The following is a 20,389-nucleotide window of genomic DNA, read 5'->3' as shown; positions in this document are numbered from 1 at the left end:
ATTAATTTAACAAAAATTAAAAAGGCTTTTAAGTTGATTCAAAAACCTCTGATAATTTTACTATTTTAGTCTCTCATAAAAACCTATATGTTAGAAATTAAGAATATTGTAAAACAATATGCAAATCATCGGGCTTTGGATGATGTTTCACTCTATATACCCGAAGGAAAAATATTTGGACTATTGGGCCCTAATGGTGCCGGAAAAACCTCATTAATACGCATTATAAATCAAATTACTGCTCCAGACTCGGGTGAAATATTATTCGATGGAAGCCCACTGTCCAGTGAACATATTGCCCAAATCGGCTATCTTCCTGAAGAACGTGGCTTGTATAAGAAAATGAAAGTAGGTGAACAAATGGTTTATCTGGCACAACTCAAAGGACTCAGTCGCTTAGAGGCCAGACAACGATTAAACTATTGGTTTGAAAAATTAGACATCGGAAGCTGGTGGGACAAGCGAATAGAAGATCTGAGTAAAGGTATGCAGCAAAAAGTTCAATTTGTCGCCACCGTATTGCACCAACCAAAACTCATTATCCTTGATGAACCTTTTTCAGGTTTTGATCCAGTCAATGCGCAAATCATCCAAGATGAAATTCTCGAACTGAACAAAGCTGGAGCTACAATAATTTACTCTACGCACCGTATGGAAACTGTTGAAGAGCTTTGCGACAACATCGCGTTAATCCACAAATCGAAAAAAATACTAGATGGCGCTGTCAAAGAAATTAAGAAACAATACAACAACAGCACCTATTTAATTGATTATAAACTACCTGATATACCTGAACACAAACTGCAACAAACAGAATTATTCGATATCATCTCGCAGACTGTACAACACGATGAGGTTCAATTGAAAGTAAAACTAATTGATGGTGTCACATTAAATGACGGTATACGCTATCTGTTGGATAGCATCCAAATAATACAGGTTAAGGAAATCATTCCTTCTATCCACGATATATTCATTGAGAAAGTCTCCCAAACCCCACTAAACCATGCATAAGATTGTTCTAATTATACAAAGAGAATACCTGACACGCGTTAGAAAGCGTTCCTTTTTACTTACGACCTTCTTAGTACCTCTGTTTTTTATCGGAATGTATGTAGGGATCATTTTTCTTACCAAAAAGAGCTTTGAAGAAAATCATGCTACTGTATATATCGTAGACCAAGAAGGAAGTATTGCAGGCAAACTCAAATCATCCAATAATATAACCTATATCCATAGTAATAAAGATTTGCAGACTCAATTATCTGCAATAAAAGATGCCGATAACAACACCAGTATTCTGGTAATACCAAAAGATTTCATAAGTAATCTTAAAGTTGATTTCATGGCGCCCAGCAAGCCCAATGTAGGCATCCAAAACGATATCCGCGCCAATTTGAGTGACATTGTCCGGGATTATAAGTATCAAAAATTGGGCATCAATATAGATAGCTTGAACAAGATTAATACAAGTGTCAGTATTACTGCTAAAGAAATCACAGAAGATGGACAGGCAAAAAATAGTAATACAGAAGTCGCTATGGGTATAGCTCTTGCGCTCTCCATACTCGTGTACATATCCCTATTTCTTTATGGATCACAGGTTATGCGAGGTATCATCGAAGAAAAAAGCAGTAGAATTATTGAAGTCATTATCTCATCTGTAAAGCCATTTCAGTTAATGATGGGCAAGATCATTGGTATAGGTCTTGTCGGGCTCACACAGTTTGTATTATGGATATTGTTGTCATTTATGTTAGCCGGCGTTGCCTCTACTTTCTTTGTGTCAAAAACCGAATTAAGTAATCAGGTTGTTGGGAATAAGATGGTAGAATCTGACGGAGCCATGCTATCTCCAGAGACTTGGGCTGTGGTGCAATCCATCAATTTTCCTGAAATTATTATTTGCTTCTTTATATTTTTTTTAGGAGGCTATTTAATATACAGCGCACTGTTTGCTGCCGTAGGCTCTGCGGTAGATAGTGAGACAGAAGCCTCCCAATTTACCATGCCTATAACCATGCCTTTACTCCTTACCTATGCACTATCCTTCGGAGTCCTGATGAACGATCCGCACGGTACGGTAGCCACATGGCTGAGCTTCATCCCTTTCACATCTCCAATTGCTATGCTGGTACGCATTCCGTTTGGTGTACCGACTTGGCAGATTGTCATTTCGGCGTTACTTTTGGTGGGTGGGTTCGTTTTGACGACCTGGATCGCAGCACGTATCTATCGTATCGGCATATTAATGTATGGAAAGAAGGCCAGTTATAAAGAAATAGTGAAATGGTTTAGATACAAAAGTTAATTATCTTTGTCGAAAATCAAATTTCAGTATAAGATGTCTAAACTCATTAACCTCCGATCATTTAGAAATTTTTTCGAATCTAGTTCAGGCGGTGGTATTCTCCTGTTTATATGTGTCATACTTGCCTTAGTTATTGCCAATTCCTCTTACGGAGAATCTCTTACCAACCTACTATCAACCACTATAGGTTATGAGAGCGACACAATTCATTTAAAGTATTCTATCAAGCAATGGATTGACGACGGCCTAATGGCCTTTTTCTTTTTACTGGTTGGTTTAGAAATAAAGCGGGAATTGGTTGAAGGCGAACTTGCATCCCCCAAGAAAGCTGCATTGCCAATCTTTGCTGCTATCGGTGGGGCTCTTTTGCCCGCTGCTTTGTACACCTTGTTTAACCATGATCAACCCACTGTGCATGGTTGGGGCATACCTATGGCTACAGACATTGCGTTTGCCCTTGCTGTAATTTCATTACTGGGAAATAAAGTTCCCGCCAGTCTGAAAATATTTCTAGCAGCACTGGCTATCGTCGATGATTTATTAGCTATATTGGTTATTGCACTATTTTACTCAGGGACTCTTCATTATACTTATCTATTATTGGCTATCGGACTTGTTATATTGCAATTGGTTTTCAATAAAATCGGCATTCGCAATCTATTATTTTATATCGTGCCAGGTATATTTATGTGGTACTTTATCCATCATTCAGGGATTCATGCTACTATAGCAGGAGTTTTGACCGCGATGACTATCCCGACCACACCGGATGACAAAGAATCGCCTCTGGAATATCTCGAGCATTTACTGTCAAAACCGGTAAATTTTATTATTATACCGCTATTCGCATTTGCCAATACCGCTATCGTACTACATGCTGAAATGATCCATGGGTTGGCATCCCCCATGGGAATGGGTATTATCTTGGGCCTGTTGGTCGGAAAGTCAGTCGGTATACTCTTTACATGTTGGGTGTGTGTAAAGCTAGGGATATCCACTCTGCCAGAACATGCAGGCTGGAAACACATGTTTGGAGTCGGAATTCTTGGAGGTATCGGATTTACCATGTCCATATTTGTCGCCATGCTTTCCTTTAACGATATGCTACATATCGAAGAGGCTAAATTGGCTGTATTATTGACTTCTTGCGCAGCGGGTATACTTGGCTATAGTTACCTCGCGATGCTAAACAGAAAAATGAAGAGACTATCGTAAAATTCATCTACGTTCGAAATTATATTCATCCCTGTCTTGTTTTTATAAAATAATATTGATTAAATTTAAAGTACTATTAATCATTCGTATTAAATAAACAGAAACAACAATGAGTAAATTAGATGAAAAAGTAGCAGCATACGTTGCCGAAGCAAAAAAACTAAATCTTGATATTGATGCAGACCTCATCGCGTCTGTGGCCAAAGGGCTAGGACCATCTATCTATAAGGCAGACGCAGAAACTATCGCTGCATCGGATAAGGCGGAATTGGATCGTTTAAAAAATAATTTCTTGATCAAAAAGTTGGGATTAAAAGATGATGCTAAACTGGATGCCGCTATCGAAGAGGTTATCGAAGCGGTAGGAAAATCCAACAAAAATAAATATAGAGCAATCGTATATGCACTATTGGTCAAAAAATTCAAAAAGGAATCTATCTATAAATAAAACTACCCTGATCTGCCAGCCGGTGGATCATCAACAAAAAAAAGACATGTGCTAAAGGTTTTTCTTCAGTACATGTCTTTTCTACTCCGATCTAGCTTAACTCAGGAAATTAGTTACAGCATCTTCACCAAATTCAGCAAAATCAACAGCCCTCCCTATTCGTTTCCAGGTCATATAAGCATGAACAATCTGCCCACCGGAACATATAGGTTCTAAGGATTTTTGGAAAAGGACATCTCCCTCGAAATCCAATTTTCGAATCTGTTGGCTATCCTCCCAATTCGGAAAAAGGGAATTTGTAATATCATATACTACATGTGCATTTCTATTGTCGACCGTATACCTCCCACTAAATGCGATATATCCCCGCACACGTCGATCCAATTCGTCGAACGAGGCTTGCATCCTATCCTCCGAAATGTACTTTATTGCATCAGACCCTGAAATCTGTACGGCCATATAGCCATCGGGACTATATAACAGTAGCCCTTTTGGAGATTTTCCGAAAGGGAAAAAAGAGTCTACGCCATCTACTGGAACTTCGATATAGGACAGTAATTCCCACGTTCCTATTATTTCATTTTTAATTGATGTCATTTTATTGAGGTTGTTTTATACAACAACGAAGAAAGCCAAGGAATAGTTTGCCCACTAAGTTGTATTTATGTCATAAAAAAATTAAATATTTATTACTTTTATGCTTAAGCATTAAAGCATATGATTCTATCCGAAGTAGATACAGTTCAAGATATATCCAAAGAGGAGTTTTTAACAAAGTATTTCCAACCCCAAAGACCAGTACTCATAAAGGGATTTGCACAAAAATGGAAGGATTTTGATAAATGGAACTTAAATTACATATATGACAAAGTTGGGGAGCAAGAAGTTGGGCTATACGACAACAAACCTGCCGACCCAAATAAAGCGACAGACGAACCTGTTACCCATATGCGTTTTAAAGATTACATTACGCTTATCAAAAACCAACCATCGGATCTTAGGATTTTTTTCTATATCATCACCGATCATCTCCCTGAACTTCTAAAAAACTTTACCTATCCCGATCTAGGGTTCAAATATTTTAAACGTATTCCTACACTATTTTTTGGTGGAAGCGAAGCGCGAGTACTCATGCACTATGATGTAGATTTGGGAGATTTGCTCCATTTTCAGTTTGAAGGAAAGAAAAGGGTACTTCTATTCGCTCCCGATCAATCTCCATTTTTATACAAAGTACCGTTATCCGTACACACCGTTTATAATATTGACTTTGAAAATCCCGATTTTGAAAAATTTCCAGCTTTAAAGTACGCTCAGGGCCATGAGATCTTTATGGAACATGGAGATGCCTTGTTTATGCCAAGCGGCTACTGGCATTTCAATCGCTATCTGGAAGCAGGATTCTCCATTACTTTGCGTTCATTTCCAAGCAGTGCTCGACGATTGTTTAAGATGTTGAATGAGGTGTTTATAATCCGATATACCGACAAGTTAATGCGTAAAATTCTAAAAGAAAAATGGGTAGAACGTAAACAAAGACGGGCTTACGAAAAAAGTCAAATGGTATTAACAGAATATCTAAACAAATAACAATACGAACAATGGAATGTCCCTGTGGAAGCACATTGATATTTGAGCACTGCTGCGAGCGGATACACAATGGAATAGTAATACCTAAATCAGCAGAGATGTTGATGCGCGCGCGATACAGTGCATTTGCCGTTGGAAACATTGACTTCTTATACAATAGTTTCCATCCATCGACACGACGATTTCAAAACAAACAAGATATTAAAAAGTGGGCTTCGGAAAATACCTGGCTAGGACTGGAAATCGTTAAATCTACAGCGCTCACAGTCGAGTTTAAAGCTCGATACAAAGACTTAAGAAGCCCGGTACAACATATACATCACGAGAAGTCAAATTTCAAACAACTTCAAGGAGCATGGTATTACGTAGACGGTAAGTTAATACAATAAGGGTTAACATAAAATTAATACAACACTAACACATAACTAATAAATCCCTAGTACATTTGTATTAAATAAAACAAAGTGTTATGATTAAAGATTTAGAAATCACAAATTTAGAGTCAATCTTCGATACAGCAGAGTGGTTGTACGATGGAGATGACTTGGCTATTCTAGAAGACTAATATAGCCATCAAGATACTTAAACCATGTTTAAGTATATCATTAAGCCTCATTCAGTAATTCATTTATATAGCAAAAAAGGCTAATCCATTGGATTAGCCTTTATCTATATCATATAGTAGTTGATACTAACTGCTGAAATATGCTCTCACATTCTTTCCTTCCACCCAGTTCATAAACGCCTTATTAACGACTTTATTTCCTCCTGGCGTTGGATAATCACCTGAAAAATACCAATCACCTTTATGATTTGGACATGCCAGGTGTAGGTTGTCAAGAGTTTGGAAAATAACGACAAGCTCTGCATTTAGATCATGAGGTCTTACTATTCTAGCGATCTCTTCCGAAATCTCTTCGTCTGTAAACGGCTCATATATTGCTTTCACGTAGTTCTCAATCTCGTCTTTAGGCTTAGCAACAGATGCCAAACATCTTTGATATACTTCGTCTATGACATGTGACATTCCGTTACGCTTCAATAGGTTAATTGCGGCTTCAAAAGCAACAAACTCGCCCATCCTTGACATGTCGATTCCATAACAGTCTGGATAACGTATCTGAGGTGCAGACGAAACAATGACGATTTTCTTAGGATGCAAACGATCCAATATAGTTAATATCGATTGCTTCAATGTAGTCCCTCTGACAATAGAATCATCTATGGCTACAATGGTATCTTCATGATCTCTAACAATGCCATAGGTAGTATCGTACACATGCTGCACCATATCCTGGCGGTCAGCATCTTGTGTAATAAATGTACGGAGTTTAGCATCCTTTACATTCAGCTTTTCGAAGCGCGGATGTATGCTTAAGATCTCATCCAGTTCCTGATCGGAGATCTTTTCGTCTCTATTCAGTAAAACATCTTTTTGATAATCTCTTACATATTTACTCATACCTTCCATCATGCCGTAGTACGATACCTCAGCTGTATTAGGAATAAATGAGAAAACAGTATTCTTGATGTCATTATCAATGGACTTCAATACTTGCCCGCATAATAGTTTCCCCAAAGATTTCCGCTCTTGGTAAATATCAGCATCAGACCCCCTAGAGAAATAGATACGTTCAAAAGAACAAGATTTTTGCTCAACGGGCTGTCTAAACATCTCTTGAGAAATTGTTCCGTCCTTCTTTGCAATTAAAGCATGACCGGGCTTAATTTCCTGAACCGCTTCTAAAGGAACATTAAAAGCAGTCTGAATAACAGGACGCTCAGAAGCTACTACTAAAACTTCGTCATCTTGATAAAAGAATGCAGGACGAATTCCAGCTGGATCACGCATTACAAATGCATCGCCATGCCCTATAATACCGGCAATCGTATAGCCTCCATCCCAAGTTTTGGCTGAACGTGTTAAAATCTTAGCAACATCGAGATTCTTTGCGATTTGTGCAGAAATCTCAATATTGGAGTATCCCTCCTTTTTAAACTGATCGAACAGTTCTTGGTTTTCGTCATCCAAAAAGTGACCAATTTTTTCCAACACGGTAACCGTGTCTGCCTGTTCCTTTGGATGTTGACCCAAATCATAAAGCTGCTGAAGAAGCTCATCCACGTTAGTCATATTAAAATTTCCAGCCACTACTAGGTTTCTGGTCATCCAATTATTTTGACGTAAAAAAGGGTGACAGCTTTCAATACTGTTTTTACCGTGGGTACCATAGCGCAAATGCCCTAATAACACTTCACCGGTAAAACTAACATTGTCTTTAAGCCACTGCGTATCTTTAGACTCCTTCGGATAAGCTTTATTTACAGCTGCGAATTTTTTCTGAACGTACTCAAAAATGTCCGCAACAGCAGTGGAACCCATAGCCCTATACCGGCTGATGTATCGATTACCTGGCTTTACATCAAATTTAATTGTTGCAATACCAGCCCCATCCTGTCCACGGTTATGTTGCTTCTCCATAAGAAGATACATTTTGTTAATCCCGTAGTAAGGAGTTCCATATTTTTCCTGATAATATGAGAGGGGTTTTAATAGTCTGACAAGTGCAATACCGCACTCGTGTTTTATAGCGTCACTCATAGCTTGAATTGATGATGCAAAGGTACAAAAATTACATTTCTTACTAAAGCGCCCCTGCATTTTTTTTAAGTAAAAAACTTTTAGGTGACCCTATTTCTTTAATCTATCTTTAGATTATGGAAGAGTTATTCAAGATTTACAAGGTGGATACCGAGGAAGCCGAAAACATTAAAGGGAGTATAAATGTTCCTCACAAGCACGATTTTGAGGAACTAATTATTGGGTTAAAAGGAAAACTAACGCATTTTATAGACTATGAAGTGCAGGAATGGGATGCTCCTTTTATCTCCTTTGTTACAAAAGGTAAAATCCATCGCGTCCAGCCAGATCTTCAAAATGGACAGTGCGATTTCTGGGTTATACGCTTCAAAAGTGAATTCATCCCGGAAATCACCTTCCATCTATACAATTCTTACCATGATCAAGCCAATTTTCAATTAAGACAAGACTCATATTTAGATCGTCTAGACAAGATCTGTGATTTGATGAACGATGAAATGAAACAGGCAAGTCCTGAACTTTGTGTTATCCGTAATCTTCTTTCTTCCCTCTTTATCATGATTGATGTCGAGCGGAAGAAAAGTACTGAAGGTCAACTATCGAAATTGAATAACCAAAATCTTACCTTCCAAAGCTTTCTCGCTATTCTAGAAGATAACTTTAGACGTTCCGAAGGGGTAAATTTTTATGCAGAAAAACTTTTTATGACTCCACGAGCGCTAAATACCATAACACAGCGTATTCTACAGCAGACCGTTTCCGAAATCATCGAAACCCGAAAGCTAACTGAAGCAAAAAACTTACTGTTTACCACCGAAAAAAACATTGCAGAAATAGGGTTCGAACTGGGATATACCGACAAAGCATACTTTACCAGTGTCTTTAAGAAAAAATCAGGACTTACACCAAGCGAGTTTAGACAGGATATGAGAAAGCATATGGATTAATATCTATACTTTTTCGCCAAATTCTTATACCACCGACCTATATATATTAAGCACTTTTGTAACATAGTTATTTAAATATAAAGAGAAATGGAAGATATGAATAGAAAGCAATTTTTGACTGCAGCCTCAATCTTACCACTAACAGGAGCAGCCTTAAAACTCAGCTCACTTAATAGTTTTGTTGACAGTCTCGACAACAGCAGTAAAATGCCCGTTCTCTTTCTCGGTCATGGAAGCCCGATGAATGCTATCGAGGACAATGAATTTGTTCAGGGGTTCAAACAAATCAGCAAAGCGATTGAGCGTCCTCGTGCTATTTTGGTTATTTCCGCGCACTGGGAAACACGTGGTACATATGTCACCGCTATGGAAAACCCGGTGACCATTCACGACTTTGGAGGCTTCCCTCAGGAGCTTTTCGATGTCCAGTACCCGGCTCCAGGTTCACCAGAACTTGCTAAACTAACGAAAGACATCATTCAATCTACAGATGTGCATCTAGATGATAAATGGGGATTAGATCATGGTTCATGGTCCGTTATAAAACACCTTTACCCCAAAGCAGATGTTCCTGTTATCCAAATGAGTATAGACTACACCCAGCCTCCCTCGTTTCATTATGCGTTGGCCAGAGAGTTATCCGTACTCAGACACAAAGGAGTACTGATAGTAGGAAGTGGAAACAATGTCCATAATCTATCTAAAGTATCCTGGTCACATATTCATACGGTGGGGTATGCATTTGATTGGGCCAAGCAGGCTGACGATATGATGAAAAAATTTATTATTGATCGTAATCACCAGGCTTTGATCGATTACGACAAACAGGGGAAGGAATTTCAATTAGCAATCCCCACCCCCGAACACTATATGCCCCTGCTCTATGGTCTAGGTCTTCAGGAAAAACATGAGGATATACATATTTTTAACGATCAAGCAATAGCTGGATCGCTAACAATGACTTCTCTTAAGATAGGTTAGAGTACGCTATGATCCGTCTTTTTTTGGAGAGTTAGAACAAATAACTTTTGTTTTAGCTCCCCAAAAAAAGCCGTTTCAAAAAGCTTTCCTTCACTTCTATATACCATTTGTTTTCTCGTTCTTGTAGTGGATAAATGGTGATATAATTCCCCTGACCAATCAATCCTTTACCTGTTTTAAGGTCAAACTGTTGCCTGTGATAGCCACATACTACAAAACCATCCGAACACCAGCCCTGCTCGAGAGGAGCACCTGCATGCGGACATTTTTTGGAAAATGCCACCCAGCTGCCTCCATGAAAAACTAGACAAAATGTTAATCCAGTAACAGACACCTGTCGGATATTTCCGTCCGCTATCATATACTTTTCTGGAACTTCAACCCAAGCCATACTGTAAATCTAATAATTGGATCCACAAAACGAGAATAAACAATCTACCTAATCAAGTAGAAGATTTTATTCTTTTTTTAGATCTGACCTCCAATAATACAAAGCTTTTTTCTAAGTTTAACTAAAAAAAGGAAAGCGTGTCTGTTGATTTAAAAAAAAGATTTGATCGGATAGTAGAGATTCTTATTCAATTGCAATCCAAAAGAGTGGTAAAAGCCAAAGAACTTGCTGATCGTTTTGAAGTTAGCCTGCGGACTATCTATCGAGACATAAAAAGCCTAGAGCAGGCAGGAGTACCAATCATAGGAGAAGCTGGGAGTGGATATTCGATAGTGGAGGGTTACCGATTGCCCCCTATCGTATTTTCTAAAGAGGAGGCTATTAGTTTTATAGGAGCTGAAAAGCTGATGGAAAAATTTATGGATAAAAAACTTATGTCTGATTATAAATCAGCCATGTATAAAATAAGATCTGTTCTAAAGCACAATGAAAGGGACTCCATTGCTATGATCGAGAATCAGATCATTATGAGTAAGTCTAGCTACAATACATTCAACCAGTCGGTCCCCCACGCTTTACAGACATTTTTTGAGAGTATCGCCCACAAACGACAGGTAGCCCTATCCTATCAGGGTGCCATTGATAAACAGCCTGAAGCTAGAACGATTGAACCTATTGGTTTATTTCATGAAAACAACTTCTGGTATGTAGGGGCTTATTGCTTAAAAAGAAATGACTATAGGCAGTTTAGAGCCGATCGCATCTTTACTATCGAGCTTTTAACGGCTAGTTTTACACGAGAACATATCAGTCTGGCCGAGTTAATGGCCAACCGTAAGAACAATATTACACCAATCTCTATACATATACGTGTGGGTAAAGACACGGCTCCTCATCTGGATTGGCAAAAATCGTACTTCGGGTTTACGCACGAAGAGGATCGATCAACTCCATACAAGGATCTGTTTTTTGAGTATAAAGGCCCTCTTGATTACTTTGCCAGATGGTTTATGATGTATGCGGATGACGCTTTGATTGTACAACCCACCGTACTCAAAGAAGCTGTCAAAACGATACTTAAAAACGGACTTACCCGTATTGAAGCATAAACTTTGACAAAACACGTTTTTAATTACAAAATGTGATAAATAAGAAACAAAACAATGGCATACAAGACCTCTAGGATCCCTGAAATTAAACTCTCAGAAGATGTAACCTTAAAAAGTAGTTCTCCAGATCAAGCCGATGCCCTGTACCATGCGATACAAAGCAACAAGTCTTATCTAGGTCAATTTCTCCCCTGGGTAAAACATGTAAACGACGTATCTGATAGCATAACATATCTTCAAAAATCTCAAGAAAATTGTGAACAAGGTAGTGAGCTAAGCTATAACATATTTAAGAATAATACATTAGTAGGACGTATCGGCCTGCATCAGATTGACAAGATGAACAACAACGCCTCAATAGGTTATTGGCTCACCGAAAACTCTCAAGGACAAGGAATTATCACAACATCCTGTGTCACTTTATTAAATATTGGATTCAACGAACTGAATTTTCAGCGTGTAGAAATCTTGACAGCAACAACCAACACAAAAAGTACAGCTATTCCGTTACGTCTAGGCTTTGTACATGAAGGTATTTTAAGACAGGTAGAGCGCCATGAACAACAATATTTCGATCTCAACATCTTTTCGATATTAAAAAGAGAATGGCAGCGATAAAAGCGCCAGCTATTGTTTCATCCGGCTCACGCTAACGACCAAGATAGCTTCCTTATCGCAGGTGTACTCGAATACAACCAAATTTAATTCCTTAAATTTCCAAATTATTTTCCCTAAATTTATAGAAAAGATATCGTATCATGAAAGATAACTTTTCTACCATATCAGACAAATACGCGAAGTTTAGGCCTGACTATCCGCAAACAATCTATGATTTTCTATACCCGCTTTTGAGGGAAAAAGAAAGAGCTTGGGATTGTGCTACAGGCAATGGTCAGGTGGCTCGTGAGCTTGCTAAAGACTTCGCATTGGTAGAGGCTACTGATATAAGTGCGCAGCAGCTAAAGCATGCCTACCAAGCGGACAACATCCACTACTCTATTCAAAAAGCAGAACACACGCAGTTTGCTGATGATAGTTTTGATTTAATTACTGTAGCACAGGCTGTACATTGGTTCGACATAGAAAAATTCAATAATGAAGTAAAGCGAGTGGCCAAGCCTAATAGCATTATTGCGTTAATAGGATATGAATTAAATCATATAACTCCCGAAATCGATACTATAGTCCAGTCTTTCTACAACAATGTTATTGGTCAATATTGGGATTCTGAAAGAAGGTACATTCAAGAACGCTACCAAAGTATTCCTTTCCCCTATCGTGAACTGGAGACACCAGAAGTTACAAATATCAAACTCTGGAAGATAGAAAATCTCATTGGCTATCTTAATACTTGGTCAGCGGTACAGCATTATGAAAAGGCCCATGGCAGTAATCCTGTAGCTCAAATCGAGATAGATCTTCGTAATGCTTGGGGGTCTGTTGAATTCAGGAAAGTCAACTTTCCGATTATCTTCAAGGCAGGAAGAATCAAGTAGTACACCTAGAAGTTTACTTTTTTCGCAAACAATATATGCGCTAGCAAGGCCATGATATTAAAGGTAAAACCTACAATACAAACCCCGGTCCACTGTCCATATTGCCAAGCCCAAGCAGCTGTCAGCGTACCTAGCGATCCTCCAATAAAATAGGAAACCATATACACGGTATTCAATCTATTGGTAGCCTTCGCGTTTAATGCGAAAAAGTCAGTTTGATTCATAATATGCGAGGCCTGTAGACCCAGATCCAGCAAAATGATACCGACTACCAAACCCCAATACGTATGACCAGCACCAAAAGTAAATAGCCAACTGCTTAGTAAAATCCCCAATGCTACAGTTATGATTTTAAAATTGAACCATTTCCTTGTAACCTTTCCCACGAAAGCGGCTGCTAATGCTCCCACAGCGCCAACAAGTCCAAAACTTCCAACGACAGTCGCTCCTACATAAAAAGGGGGGCCTTCCAAATGGAACACCAAACTTGTAAAGACCGCTGACATACCAGCAAAGGCCATCGCTCCCCGAAACGAAGCTAAGCGCAATAAAGGGTATTTCCTAGCCATGTCAAGTACAGAACGAAGCAACGAGGCATAACTACCTTTAAAATTAGGCGTTGGATTAGGCAACAGCTTATATATCCCCGTCCATGTAAGTATCATCAAGCCTACAGCTATCAGGTACATCATCCGCCATCCCCAGAGATCTCCAACAATACCACTAAACATACGAGAGAGTAATATGCCTAACAGCAATCCAGACATGACCATACCTATATTTGAAGAACGTTTTTCCAAAGATGAAAACTCGGCCGCCATGGGCACAAAAAGCTGAGGGACTACAGAAGCAATCCCAAGAATAAAATTGGCCACATATAGCATCCACAGATCCTTAGAAAAATAAATCCAGATTAAGCATGCTATAACCGCTAAAAGATCTATCAGCACCAGCTTTCGACGCCACACCTTGTCTCCCAGGGGAACAATGAACAATAGTCCACAAGCATACCCTATCTGAGTCATCACCGGGATCTTACTCACAGCCATCTCTGCGACCTTAAAATCTTCCGCAATTAAGATCAATAAAGGTTGATTGTAATAGATGTTTGCTACGACTAAGCCGGATGCAATGGTCATTAACCAGAGTGTGGCATTTTTTAACGTTACCGTTTGCGTCATGTTAGTATTTTCCGTATGCGAACTTACAAAATCATCTATGAATTGTGGACATAAAATAGAAAAGCGACCATCTTTTACAGAGATCGCTTATTTCTTATTCCAGGCACGCTTTAATATCTTTCCCAGAAAAAAGGAGGTTCGATTCCTAGTGCGCGTAGATATACATAGCCTTGCGCACGGTGATGAATCTCGTTGTCAATAAAGTATTGAATATTTTCGATTATTGGAAACTCATATTCCCCAAAAATTTTAAAGTTCTCCTTAAACCGGTCTACAGGAATCTGATTGAACAGTGCTTCTATTTTTGGTGTATCCGCATCCCATCGTTCCAGTAACTCTTGTTTGGTAGTTAATGGTAGATTATGATCGTACTTCTCAATTTTATTCGAAACTATGCTTCCCAACCCCGGAACAGCAATAGACAACATTTCCTTTACCATATCCGCAAAGGGACGCATTCCGCCGATCGAAAACGCAAACAATTCTTTTTCTGGAAACTTCTCGATAACTCGTCTAGCCAACGAACGATGCCCCTGCCAGCTTTTTAAAAGCTCCTCCTTTGAAATAATACCTTGTGTGTTCATATATCTTTATATTTTAATTATAGTCAAAATTATAGATGTCCGTGACAAGGGGCTGTCAGTAGTAAAAAGTGAAACGCTTCTTTCCAAAAAAAAGGTCATACTTTACGAAGTATGACCTTTTTCGTTGACGATAGTTACTACTTGACCTGGTTTTTACGAATAATATTTAAAGCACCTCCCGCTTTAAACCACTCGATTTGTTGATCATTGTATGTATGATTTACAGAAATACGATCTTCTGAGCCATCTTTATGATGCAGCACCAGCATCAAAGGTTTGTTTGGAGCAAACTCAGTCAATCCGATAATATCGATTGTATCGTTTTCTTGGATTTTATCGTAATCATCTTTATTGGCAAAAGTCAAACCTAACATTCCCTGTTTCTTCAGGTTAGTCTCGTGGATACGAGCAAAGGACTTGACCAATACTGCGCGAACTCCCAAGTGACGAGGCTCCATTGCAGCATGCTCACGGGAAGAACCTTCACCATAATTTTCATCGCCTACAACTATAGAGCCAACCCCAGCAGCCTTATATGCTCTCTGGGTAGCAGGTACTGCGCCATACTCACCTGTCAACTGATTCTTTACATTATCCGTCTTTTCATTAAAATAGTTGACAGCACCAATCAAAAGATTATTTGAAATATTATCCAAGTGACCGCGGTATTTCAACCATGGGCCAGCCATCGATATATGGTCTGTTGTGCACTTTCCTTTAGCCTTGATCAATAATTTCAACCCCTTTAGATCAGTACCTTCCCACGGCGCAAAAGGCTCCAACAACTGGAGACGATCGGAAGTTGGAGATACATCTACTACTACAGATGATCCATCTGCAGCAGGAGCTTGATATCCTGGATCCTCTACGTCAAATCCCTTCGTTGGTAATTCATCACCGGTAGGTGGGTCTAGTTTTACCTGTTCGCCATTCTTGTTTGTTAATGTATCTGTCACCGGATTAAACCCTAAATCACCAGAAATAGCAATAGCTGCTACCATTTCAGGAGATGTTACAAAAGCATAAGTATTCGGGTTGCCATCTGCACGTTTTGCAAAGTTACGATTGAAAGAGTGAACAATCGTATTTTTCTCTTGCTTATCCGCACCTGCACGATCCCACATACCGATACATGGTCCACATGCATTGGTAAAAATCGTTGCATTTAGATCTTCAAAGGTTTTCAATAACCCATCACGATCTGCGGTATAGCGTACTTGCTCAGATCCTGGGTTGATACCAAATTCCGCCTTAGTAACCAACCCTTTATCAATTGCCTGCCGAGCGATAGAAGCCGCACGTGCTAAATCTTCGTAAGACGAGTTTGTACATGAGCCGATCAATCCCCATTCTACTTTTGTAGGCCAACCATTTTTCTGGGCTTCCTCGCGCATACGAGAAGCTGGAGTATATAAATCCGGTGTAAATGGACCATTTAAAGAAGGTTCGAGTTCAGAAAGGTTTATTTCAATCAATTGATCAAAATAAAGCTCCGGATTAGCATAAACTTCAGGATCCGCGGTTAGATGATCTTTAATTGCATTAGCAGCATCAGCCACATCTGCACGATCGGTAGCTCGTAAATAACGCTCCATAGCAGCGTCGTAACCAAATGTAGAAGTAGTAGCGCCTATTTCAGCTCCCATATTACAGATCGTACCTTTACCCGAACAAGACAAAGATTCAGCACCTTCACCAAAATATTCCACAATTGCACCGGTGCCACCTTTTACAGTCAAAATACCAGCTACTTTTAGAATCACATCTTTAGATGCAGCCCAGCCGGATAATTTACCCGTTAATTTTACACCTATTAACTTAGGAAATTTTAACTCCCATGGTAAGCCTGCCATAACGTCGCACGCGTCTGCTCCACCTACACCTATAGCCACCATCCCCAAACCGCCGGCATTTACAGTATGAGAATCGGTACCGATCATCATTCCGCCCGGAAAAGCATAGTTTTCTAAAACAACTTGGTGAATAATCCCTGCGCCAGGTTTCCAAAAGCCGATCCCATACTTGTTAGAAACAGAACTCAAGAAGTTGAACACCTCCGAACTTTCATTCTTAGCTCGAGCTAAATCTTTATCAGCACCTTCCTTGGCTTGAATCAAGTGGTCACAGTGTACTGTAGAAGGAACAGCCACTCTCGCTCTTCCTGCTTGCATAAACTGCAATAAAGCCATCTGAGCTGTAGCATCCTGCATCGCTACACGATCTGGTGCAAAATCGACATAGGATTTACCACGTTCGTAAGCTTCAGTTGCATTTCCATCCCAAAGGTGCGTGTATAAGATTTTTTCAGAAAGTGTCAAGGGTTTATTAACGATCTGACGAGCAGCTTTAATACGCTCATCATACTGTGAATAAACTTTTTTAATCATTTCAATATCAAAAGCCATAATATATTATTTCGTTCTTATTTGTTGCTATTTTATTACAATTTACTAATTATTTTTAGAATTGATTTTCAAAATATTGTCACTTCGTCTATTTAAAATGATTCTAACTAAATGACTCCAAATAGCCTATAAAAAAACGAGGTCACCCTTTAGGGTAACCTCGTTTTCAAATTTTATACGCTCGGTGTATATTTAAAATAACAACCAGACTATTTAATTGCTATCGGAGTAAATTTTGTCAAATTAATTCCTTCGACAGCTGCCTTGTACTCTTCAATGTTTGGAATACGTCCTAAAATCGCTGACAATACAACAACTGGGGTAGAAGCTAACAAAGACTCTCCTTTTTTACCATCTCTATCTTCTACAACACGCCCTTGAAATAAACGAGTTGATGTGGCCATCACCGTATCTCCCTTGGCAGCTTTTTCTTGATTGCCCATACATAAGTTACATCCCGGACGCTCTAAATACATGATGTTCTCGTATTCGGTACGTGCAGTAGATTTTGGCAAAGCATCACTAAACTCAAAACCAGAATACTTTTGTAAATACTCCCAGTCCCCCTCTTCCTTCAACTCATCGATAATATTGTAAGTAGGAGCGGCGACAACCAATGGCGCATTAAATTTAACCTCTCCTTGCTGCTTTTCTACATTACGTAGCATTTGAGAAACGATTTTTAAGTCATCCTTGTGTACCATGCAAGATCCTACAAATCCTAAATCGACCTTTTTGTCCCCTCCATAGAAAGTCAAATCACGAATGGTATCGTGCGTATAGCGCTTAGAAACATCAGCATTATTTACGTCTGGATCTGCAATCATTGGCTCTTCGATAATATCTAAGTCAATAACAACTTCGGCATAATATTTCGCATTATCATCTGGTGTCAAAGCAGGTTTTGTACCGGTTCTAATTTCTTCGATACGCTTGTTTGCTTTGTCAATTAAACCTTGTAAAACTTGATTTTTATTGTCCATACCTTTATCAATCATGATTTGGATACGAGACTTCGCTATTTCTAGGGATTGGATCAAGGTCTCATCTTGAGAAATACATATCGATGCCTTTGCTTTCATCTCAGCAGTCCAATCTGTAAATGTAAACGCCTGATCCGCCAACAATGTTCCGATATGAACTTCAATAATACGACCTTGGAATACGTTCTCTCCATCAAACTGCTTCAGCATCTGGGCTTGCGTCGCATGAACTACATCACGGAAATCCATATGTTCTTTCATAGTCCCCCTGAAAGTTACTTTTACTGACTCAGGGATCGGCATAGACGCTTCGCCTGTTGCCAAAGCCAAGGCTACTGTACCTGAATCGGCACCGAAAGCAACACCTTTTGACATACGTGTGTGTGAGTCACCCCCAATAATAATCGCCCATTCGTCAACCGTGATATCATTTAACACCTTATGAATAACATCCGTCATTGAATGATATAGTCCTTTTGGATCACGTGCCGTAATCACTCCAAAGTCATTCATAAATTTCATTAACTTAGGAATATTTGCTTGTGCCTTTTTGTCCCAAACAGAAGCCGTGTGACATCCTGACTGGTATGCACCATCAACGGTAGGGGCAATAACTGTTGCGGCCATAGCTTCCAACTCTTGAGCTGTCATTAGGCCCGTCGTATCCTGAGACCCTACGATGTTTACCTTGACACGAACATCGGAACCAGCATGCAATATTTTTCCGGGAGTAGAACCTACCGCATTTTTATTGAATATTTTTTCAACAGCTGTCAGACCATAACCATCATTAGAGATCTCTTTGGAAGGGGCAAAAACAACTGGAGCTGTGATACCTAAAGCCTGGGCAGCAAATGTTTGGATTTTTTTACCAAACACAATAGCGTAAGAGCCGCCTGCTTTGATAAACTCCATTTTTTGAGGTGTTAGAGATCTTGAGATATCAATTAGCTCTTCTTCCCCATTATATAACTTCTTTGTTTTGGTGTTGATCGTTAAAACCGTTCCTGTTGCAACGGAGTACACTTCTTCTAAAACGGGATCTCCATTCTCATTACGAACAACATCTCCGTTGGCATCAACTTTCTTCTTCCAATTTTTTAAATCAATCCCGATACCACCAGTTACATCAACTGTCGTCAAGAAAATTGGAGAAATACCATTTGTTCCACCAACGATAGGTGCTATGTTTACAAAAGGAATGTAAGGCGATGCCTGTTTTCCTGTCCATAAAGCCACATTATTAACACCCGACATACGCGAAGAACCGACGCCCATAGTACCTTTTTCAGCAATCAACATCACACTGGCATCCGGGTGCTGAGCCTGTAAAGCGCGAATCTCTTGCTGTGCTTCCGGTGTGATCATACACTTACCGTGTAACTCACGATCCGAGCGTGAGTGCGCCTGATTACCTGGGGACAATAGATCCGTAGAAATATCTCCTTCAGCAGCTATATACGTCACCACTTTTATTTGCTCGGCAACCGCAGGTAATTCGGTAAAGAACTCAGCTTTCGCATAACTTTCTAAAATTTCCTTCGCAATAGTGCTGCCACCATCATACGCTCTTTTTAAACGTGCTGTATCTGCATCGTAAAGGAAAACTTGTGTTTTAAGAACAGCAGCAGCCTGCCTTGCAATTGCTTCGTCGGTTCCTAAAGCTAAATCTAAAAGAACCTCAATAGACGGTCCTCCCTTCATATGAGACAACAATTCAAAAGCATAAACACCTGTGATCTCAGGAATTGTAGCTTCTCCTAAAATAATCTCTTTTAAAAATTTCGCTTTTACGCCAGCCGCAGGAGTTGTGCCCGGTAATGTATTGTATATGAATAATCTTAACGATTCCGCTCTATCCGCGTGATTTAAATCTTTGATCTGTGCAATAACCTCACTCGTTAATTCCGCACTATCAATTGGTTTCGGATGCAATCCAATATTTTTTCTTTCCTCAGTTTCTAGTATGTAATCGTTGTAAATACTCATTTTTAGTTTTTCTATGTCTTTATAGCGGTTAAATAAAATTTTAAATCCTACCGCTTTTTATTAACTATTCAGCAATAATCTTTATTTTTTTCGTCGCAAAAATAAGAAAAATCAAGCTTCAAATACAATTTAGGCAACCAATTACGTAATTTAGAAT

Annotated in this window: 18 protein-coding genes; 11 read left to right on the top strand and 7 right to left on the bottom strand. The window is 39.2% G+C overall.

Annotated features, from left to right (window positions below; genetic code table 11):
• Nucleotides 1-87 precede the first annotated feature (87 nt).
• The 4 genes from G7B20_RS19080 to G7B20_RS19065 all read left to right on the top strand — a co-directional run bounded on the left by G7B20_RS19080 (nucleotide 88) and on the right by G7B20_RS19065 (nucleotide 3,974).
• Nucleotides 88-1,014, top strand: coding sequence for an ABC transporter ATP-binding protein (locus G7B20_RS19080; protein WP_164113016.1), 927 nt, complete (start codon nucleotides 88-90; stop codon nucleotides 1,012-1,014).
• Complete coding sequence (locus G7B20_RS19075) at nucleotides 1,007-2,311, top strand: ABC transporter permease (protein ID WP_164113015.1); 1,305 nt, start codon at nucleotides 1,007-1,009, stop codon at nucleotides 2,309-2,311. Before G7B20_RS19080 ends, G7B20_RS19075 begins: the two co-directional genes overlap by 8 nt.
• 33 nt (nucleotides 2,312-2,344) lie before the next feature.
• Nucleotides 2,345-3,526, top strand: coding sequence for a Na+/H+ antiporter NhaA (gene nhaA, locus G7B20_RS19070; RefSeq protein ID WP_164113014.1), 1,182 nt, complete (start codon nucleotides 2,345-2,347; stop codon nucleotides 3,524-3,526).
• Nucleotides 3,527-3,635: 109 nt separating this feature from the next.
• Nucleotides 3,636-3,974 carry a DUF2853 family protein gene (locus G7B20_RS19065; protein ID WP_164113013.1) on the top strand — a complete coding sequence of 113 codons (339 nt, stop codon included), beginning with the start codon at nucleotides 3,636-3,638 and terminating at the stop codon, nucleotides 3,972-3,974.
• A gap of 96 nt (nucleotides 3,975-4,070) precedes the next feature.
• Here the strand turns inward: G7B20_RS19065 and G7B20_RS19060 are convergent, their stop codons facing one another.
• Nucleotides 4,071-4,571, bottom strand: a complete 501-nt coding sequence (locus G7B20_RS19060; protein WP_164113012.1) for a lipocalin-like domain-containing protein — start codon at nucleotides 4,569-4,571, stop codon at nucleotides 4,071-4,073.
• Between the two features lie 120 nt (nucleotides 4,572-4,691).
• On the opposite strand from G7B20_RS19060, the gene G7B20_RS19055 reads away from it, so the two are divergent.
• On the top strand, nucleotides 4,692-5,564 hold the full coding sequence (locus G7B20_RS19055) for a cupin-like domain-containing protein (protein ID WP_164113011.1): 873 nt from the start codon (nucleotides 4,692-4,694) through the stop codon (nucleotides 5,562-5,564).
• Nucleotides 5,565-5,575: 11 nt separating this feature from the next.
• Nucleotides 5,576-5,953, top strand: a complete 378-nt coding sequence (locus G7B20_RS19050) for a YchJ family protein (protein ID WP_164113010.1) — start codon at nucleotides 5,576-5,578, stop codon at nucleotides 5,951-5,953.
• 302 nt (nucleotides 5,954-6,255) lie between these two features.
• Here G7B20_RS19050 and G7B20_RS19045 read toward each other — a convergent pair whose 3' ends face one another.
• Nucleotides 6,256-8,166, bottom strand: a complete 1,911-nt coding sequence (locus G7B20_RS19045; RefSeq protein ID WP_164113009.1) for a class II glutamine amidotransferase — start codon at nucleotides 8,164-8,166, stop codon at nucleotides 6,256-6,258.
• Nucleotides 8,167-8,282: 116 nt separating this feature from the next.
• On the opposite strand from G7B20_RS19045, the gene G7B20_RS19040 reads away from it, so the two are divergent.
• Both G7B20_RS19040 and ygiD read left to right on the top strand, forming a co-directional pair.
• Nucleotides 8,283-9,113, top strand: coding sequence for an AraC family transcriptional regulator (locus tag G7B20_RS19040; RefSeq protein ID WP_164113008.1), 831 nt, complete (start codon nucleotides 8,283-8,285; stop codon nucleotides 9,111-9,113).
• A gap of 96 nt (nucleotides 9,114-9,209) precedes the next feature.
• Entirely contained in the window at nucleotides 9,210-10,094 is an 885-nt protein-coding gene (gene ygiD, locus G7B20_RS19035) for a 4,5-DOPA dioxygenase extradiol (RefSeq protein WP_164113007.1), read from the top strand.
• Nucleotides 10,095-10,146: 52 nt separating this feature from the next.
• Here the strand turns inward: ygiD and G7B20_RS19030 are convergent, their stop codons facing one another.
• Complete coding sequence (locus tag G7B20_RS19030; RefSeq protein ID WP_164113006.1) at nucleotides 10,147-10,485, bottom strand: Rieske (2Fe-2S) protein; 339 nt, start codon at nucleotides 10,483-10,485, stop codon at nucleotides 10,147-10,149.
• Between the two features lie 137 nt (nucleotides 10,486-10,622).
• Between G7B20_RS19030 and G7B20_RS19025 the strand changes: the two genes are divergently transcribed.
• From G7B20_RS19025 to G7B20_RS19015, 3 genes are all read left to right on the top strand, one after another.
• Complete coding sequence (locus tag G7B20_RS19025) at nucleotides 10,623-11,594, top strand: helix-turn-helix transcriptional regulator (protein WP_164113005.1); 972 nt, start codon at nucleotides 10,623-10,625, stop codon at nucleotides 11,592-11,594.
• Nucleotides 11,595-11,648: 54 nt separating this feature from the next.
• A complete protein-coding gene (locus G7B20_RS19020) occupies nucleotides 11,649-12,212 on the top strand; it encodes a GNAT family N-acetyltransferase (RefSeq protein WP_164113004.1) in 564 nt (187 codons plus the stop codon).
• A 140-nt stretch (nucleotides 12,213-12,352) separates the two neighbouring features.
• Nucleotides 12,353-13,090 carry a class I SAM-dependent methyltransferase gene (locus G7B20_RS19015; protein WP_164113003.1) on the top strand — a complete coding sequence of 246 codons (738 nt, stop codon included), beginning with the start codon at nucleotides 12,353-12,355 and terminating at the stop codon, nucleotides 13,088-13,090.
• Nucleotides 13,091-13,095: 5 nt separating this feature from the next.
• Here the strand turns inward: G7B20_RS19015 and G7B20_RS19010 are convergent, their stop codons facing one another.
• The 4 genes from G7B20_RS19010 to G7B20_RS18995 all read right to left on the bottom strand — a co-directional run bounded on the left by G7B20_RS19010 (nucleotide 13,096) and on the right by G7B20_RS18995 (nucleotide 20,232).
• The gene (locus G7B20_RS19010; protein WP_164113002.1) at nucleotides 13,096-14,271 is read right to left on the bottom strand and encodes an MFS transporter; all 1,176 of its coding nucleotides are present in this window, start codon (nucleotides 14,269-14,271) and stop codon (nucleotides 13,096-13,098) included.
• Nucleotides 14,272-14,381: 110 nt separating this feature from the next.
• Entirely contained in the window at nucleotides 14,382-14,855 is a 474-nt protein-coding gene (locus tag G7B20_RS19005) for a DinB family protein (RefSeq protein ID WP_164113001.1), read from the bottom strand.
• 137 nt (nucleotides 14,856-14,992) lie between these two features.
• Nucleotides 14,993-17,260: an aconitate hydratase gene (locus G7B20_RS19000; RefSeq protein ID WP_164113000.1), complete on the bottom strand. Its 2,268-nt coding sequence runs from the start codon at nucleotides 17,258-17,260 to the stop codon at nucleotides 14,993-14,995.
• 209 nt (nucleotides 17,261-17,469) lie between these two features.
• Nucleotides 17,470-20,232: a bifunctional aconitate hydratase 2/2-methylisocitrate dehydratase gene (locus G7B20_RS18995; protein ID WP_164112999.1), complete on the bottom strand. Its 2,763-nt coding sequence runs from the start codon at nucleotides 20,230-20,232 to the stop codon at nucleotides 17,470-17,472.
• Between the last annotated feature and the right edge of the window lie 157 nt (nucleotides 20,233-20,389).

Source organism: Sphingobacterium sp. xlx-96 (assembly GCF_011007365.1).
Lineage (GTDB): Bacteria > Bacteroidota > Bacteroidia > Sphingobacteriales > Sphingobacteriaceae > Sphingobacterium > Sphingobacterium luzhongxinii.
The sequence above is the reverse complement of the archived record's forward strand: the minus strand, read 5'-3'. Positions and strand labels throughout refer to the sequence as shown.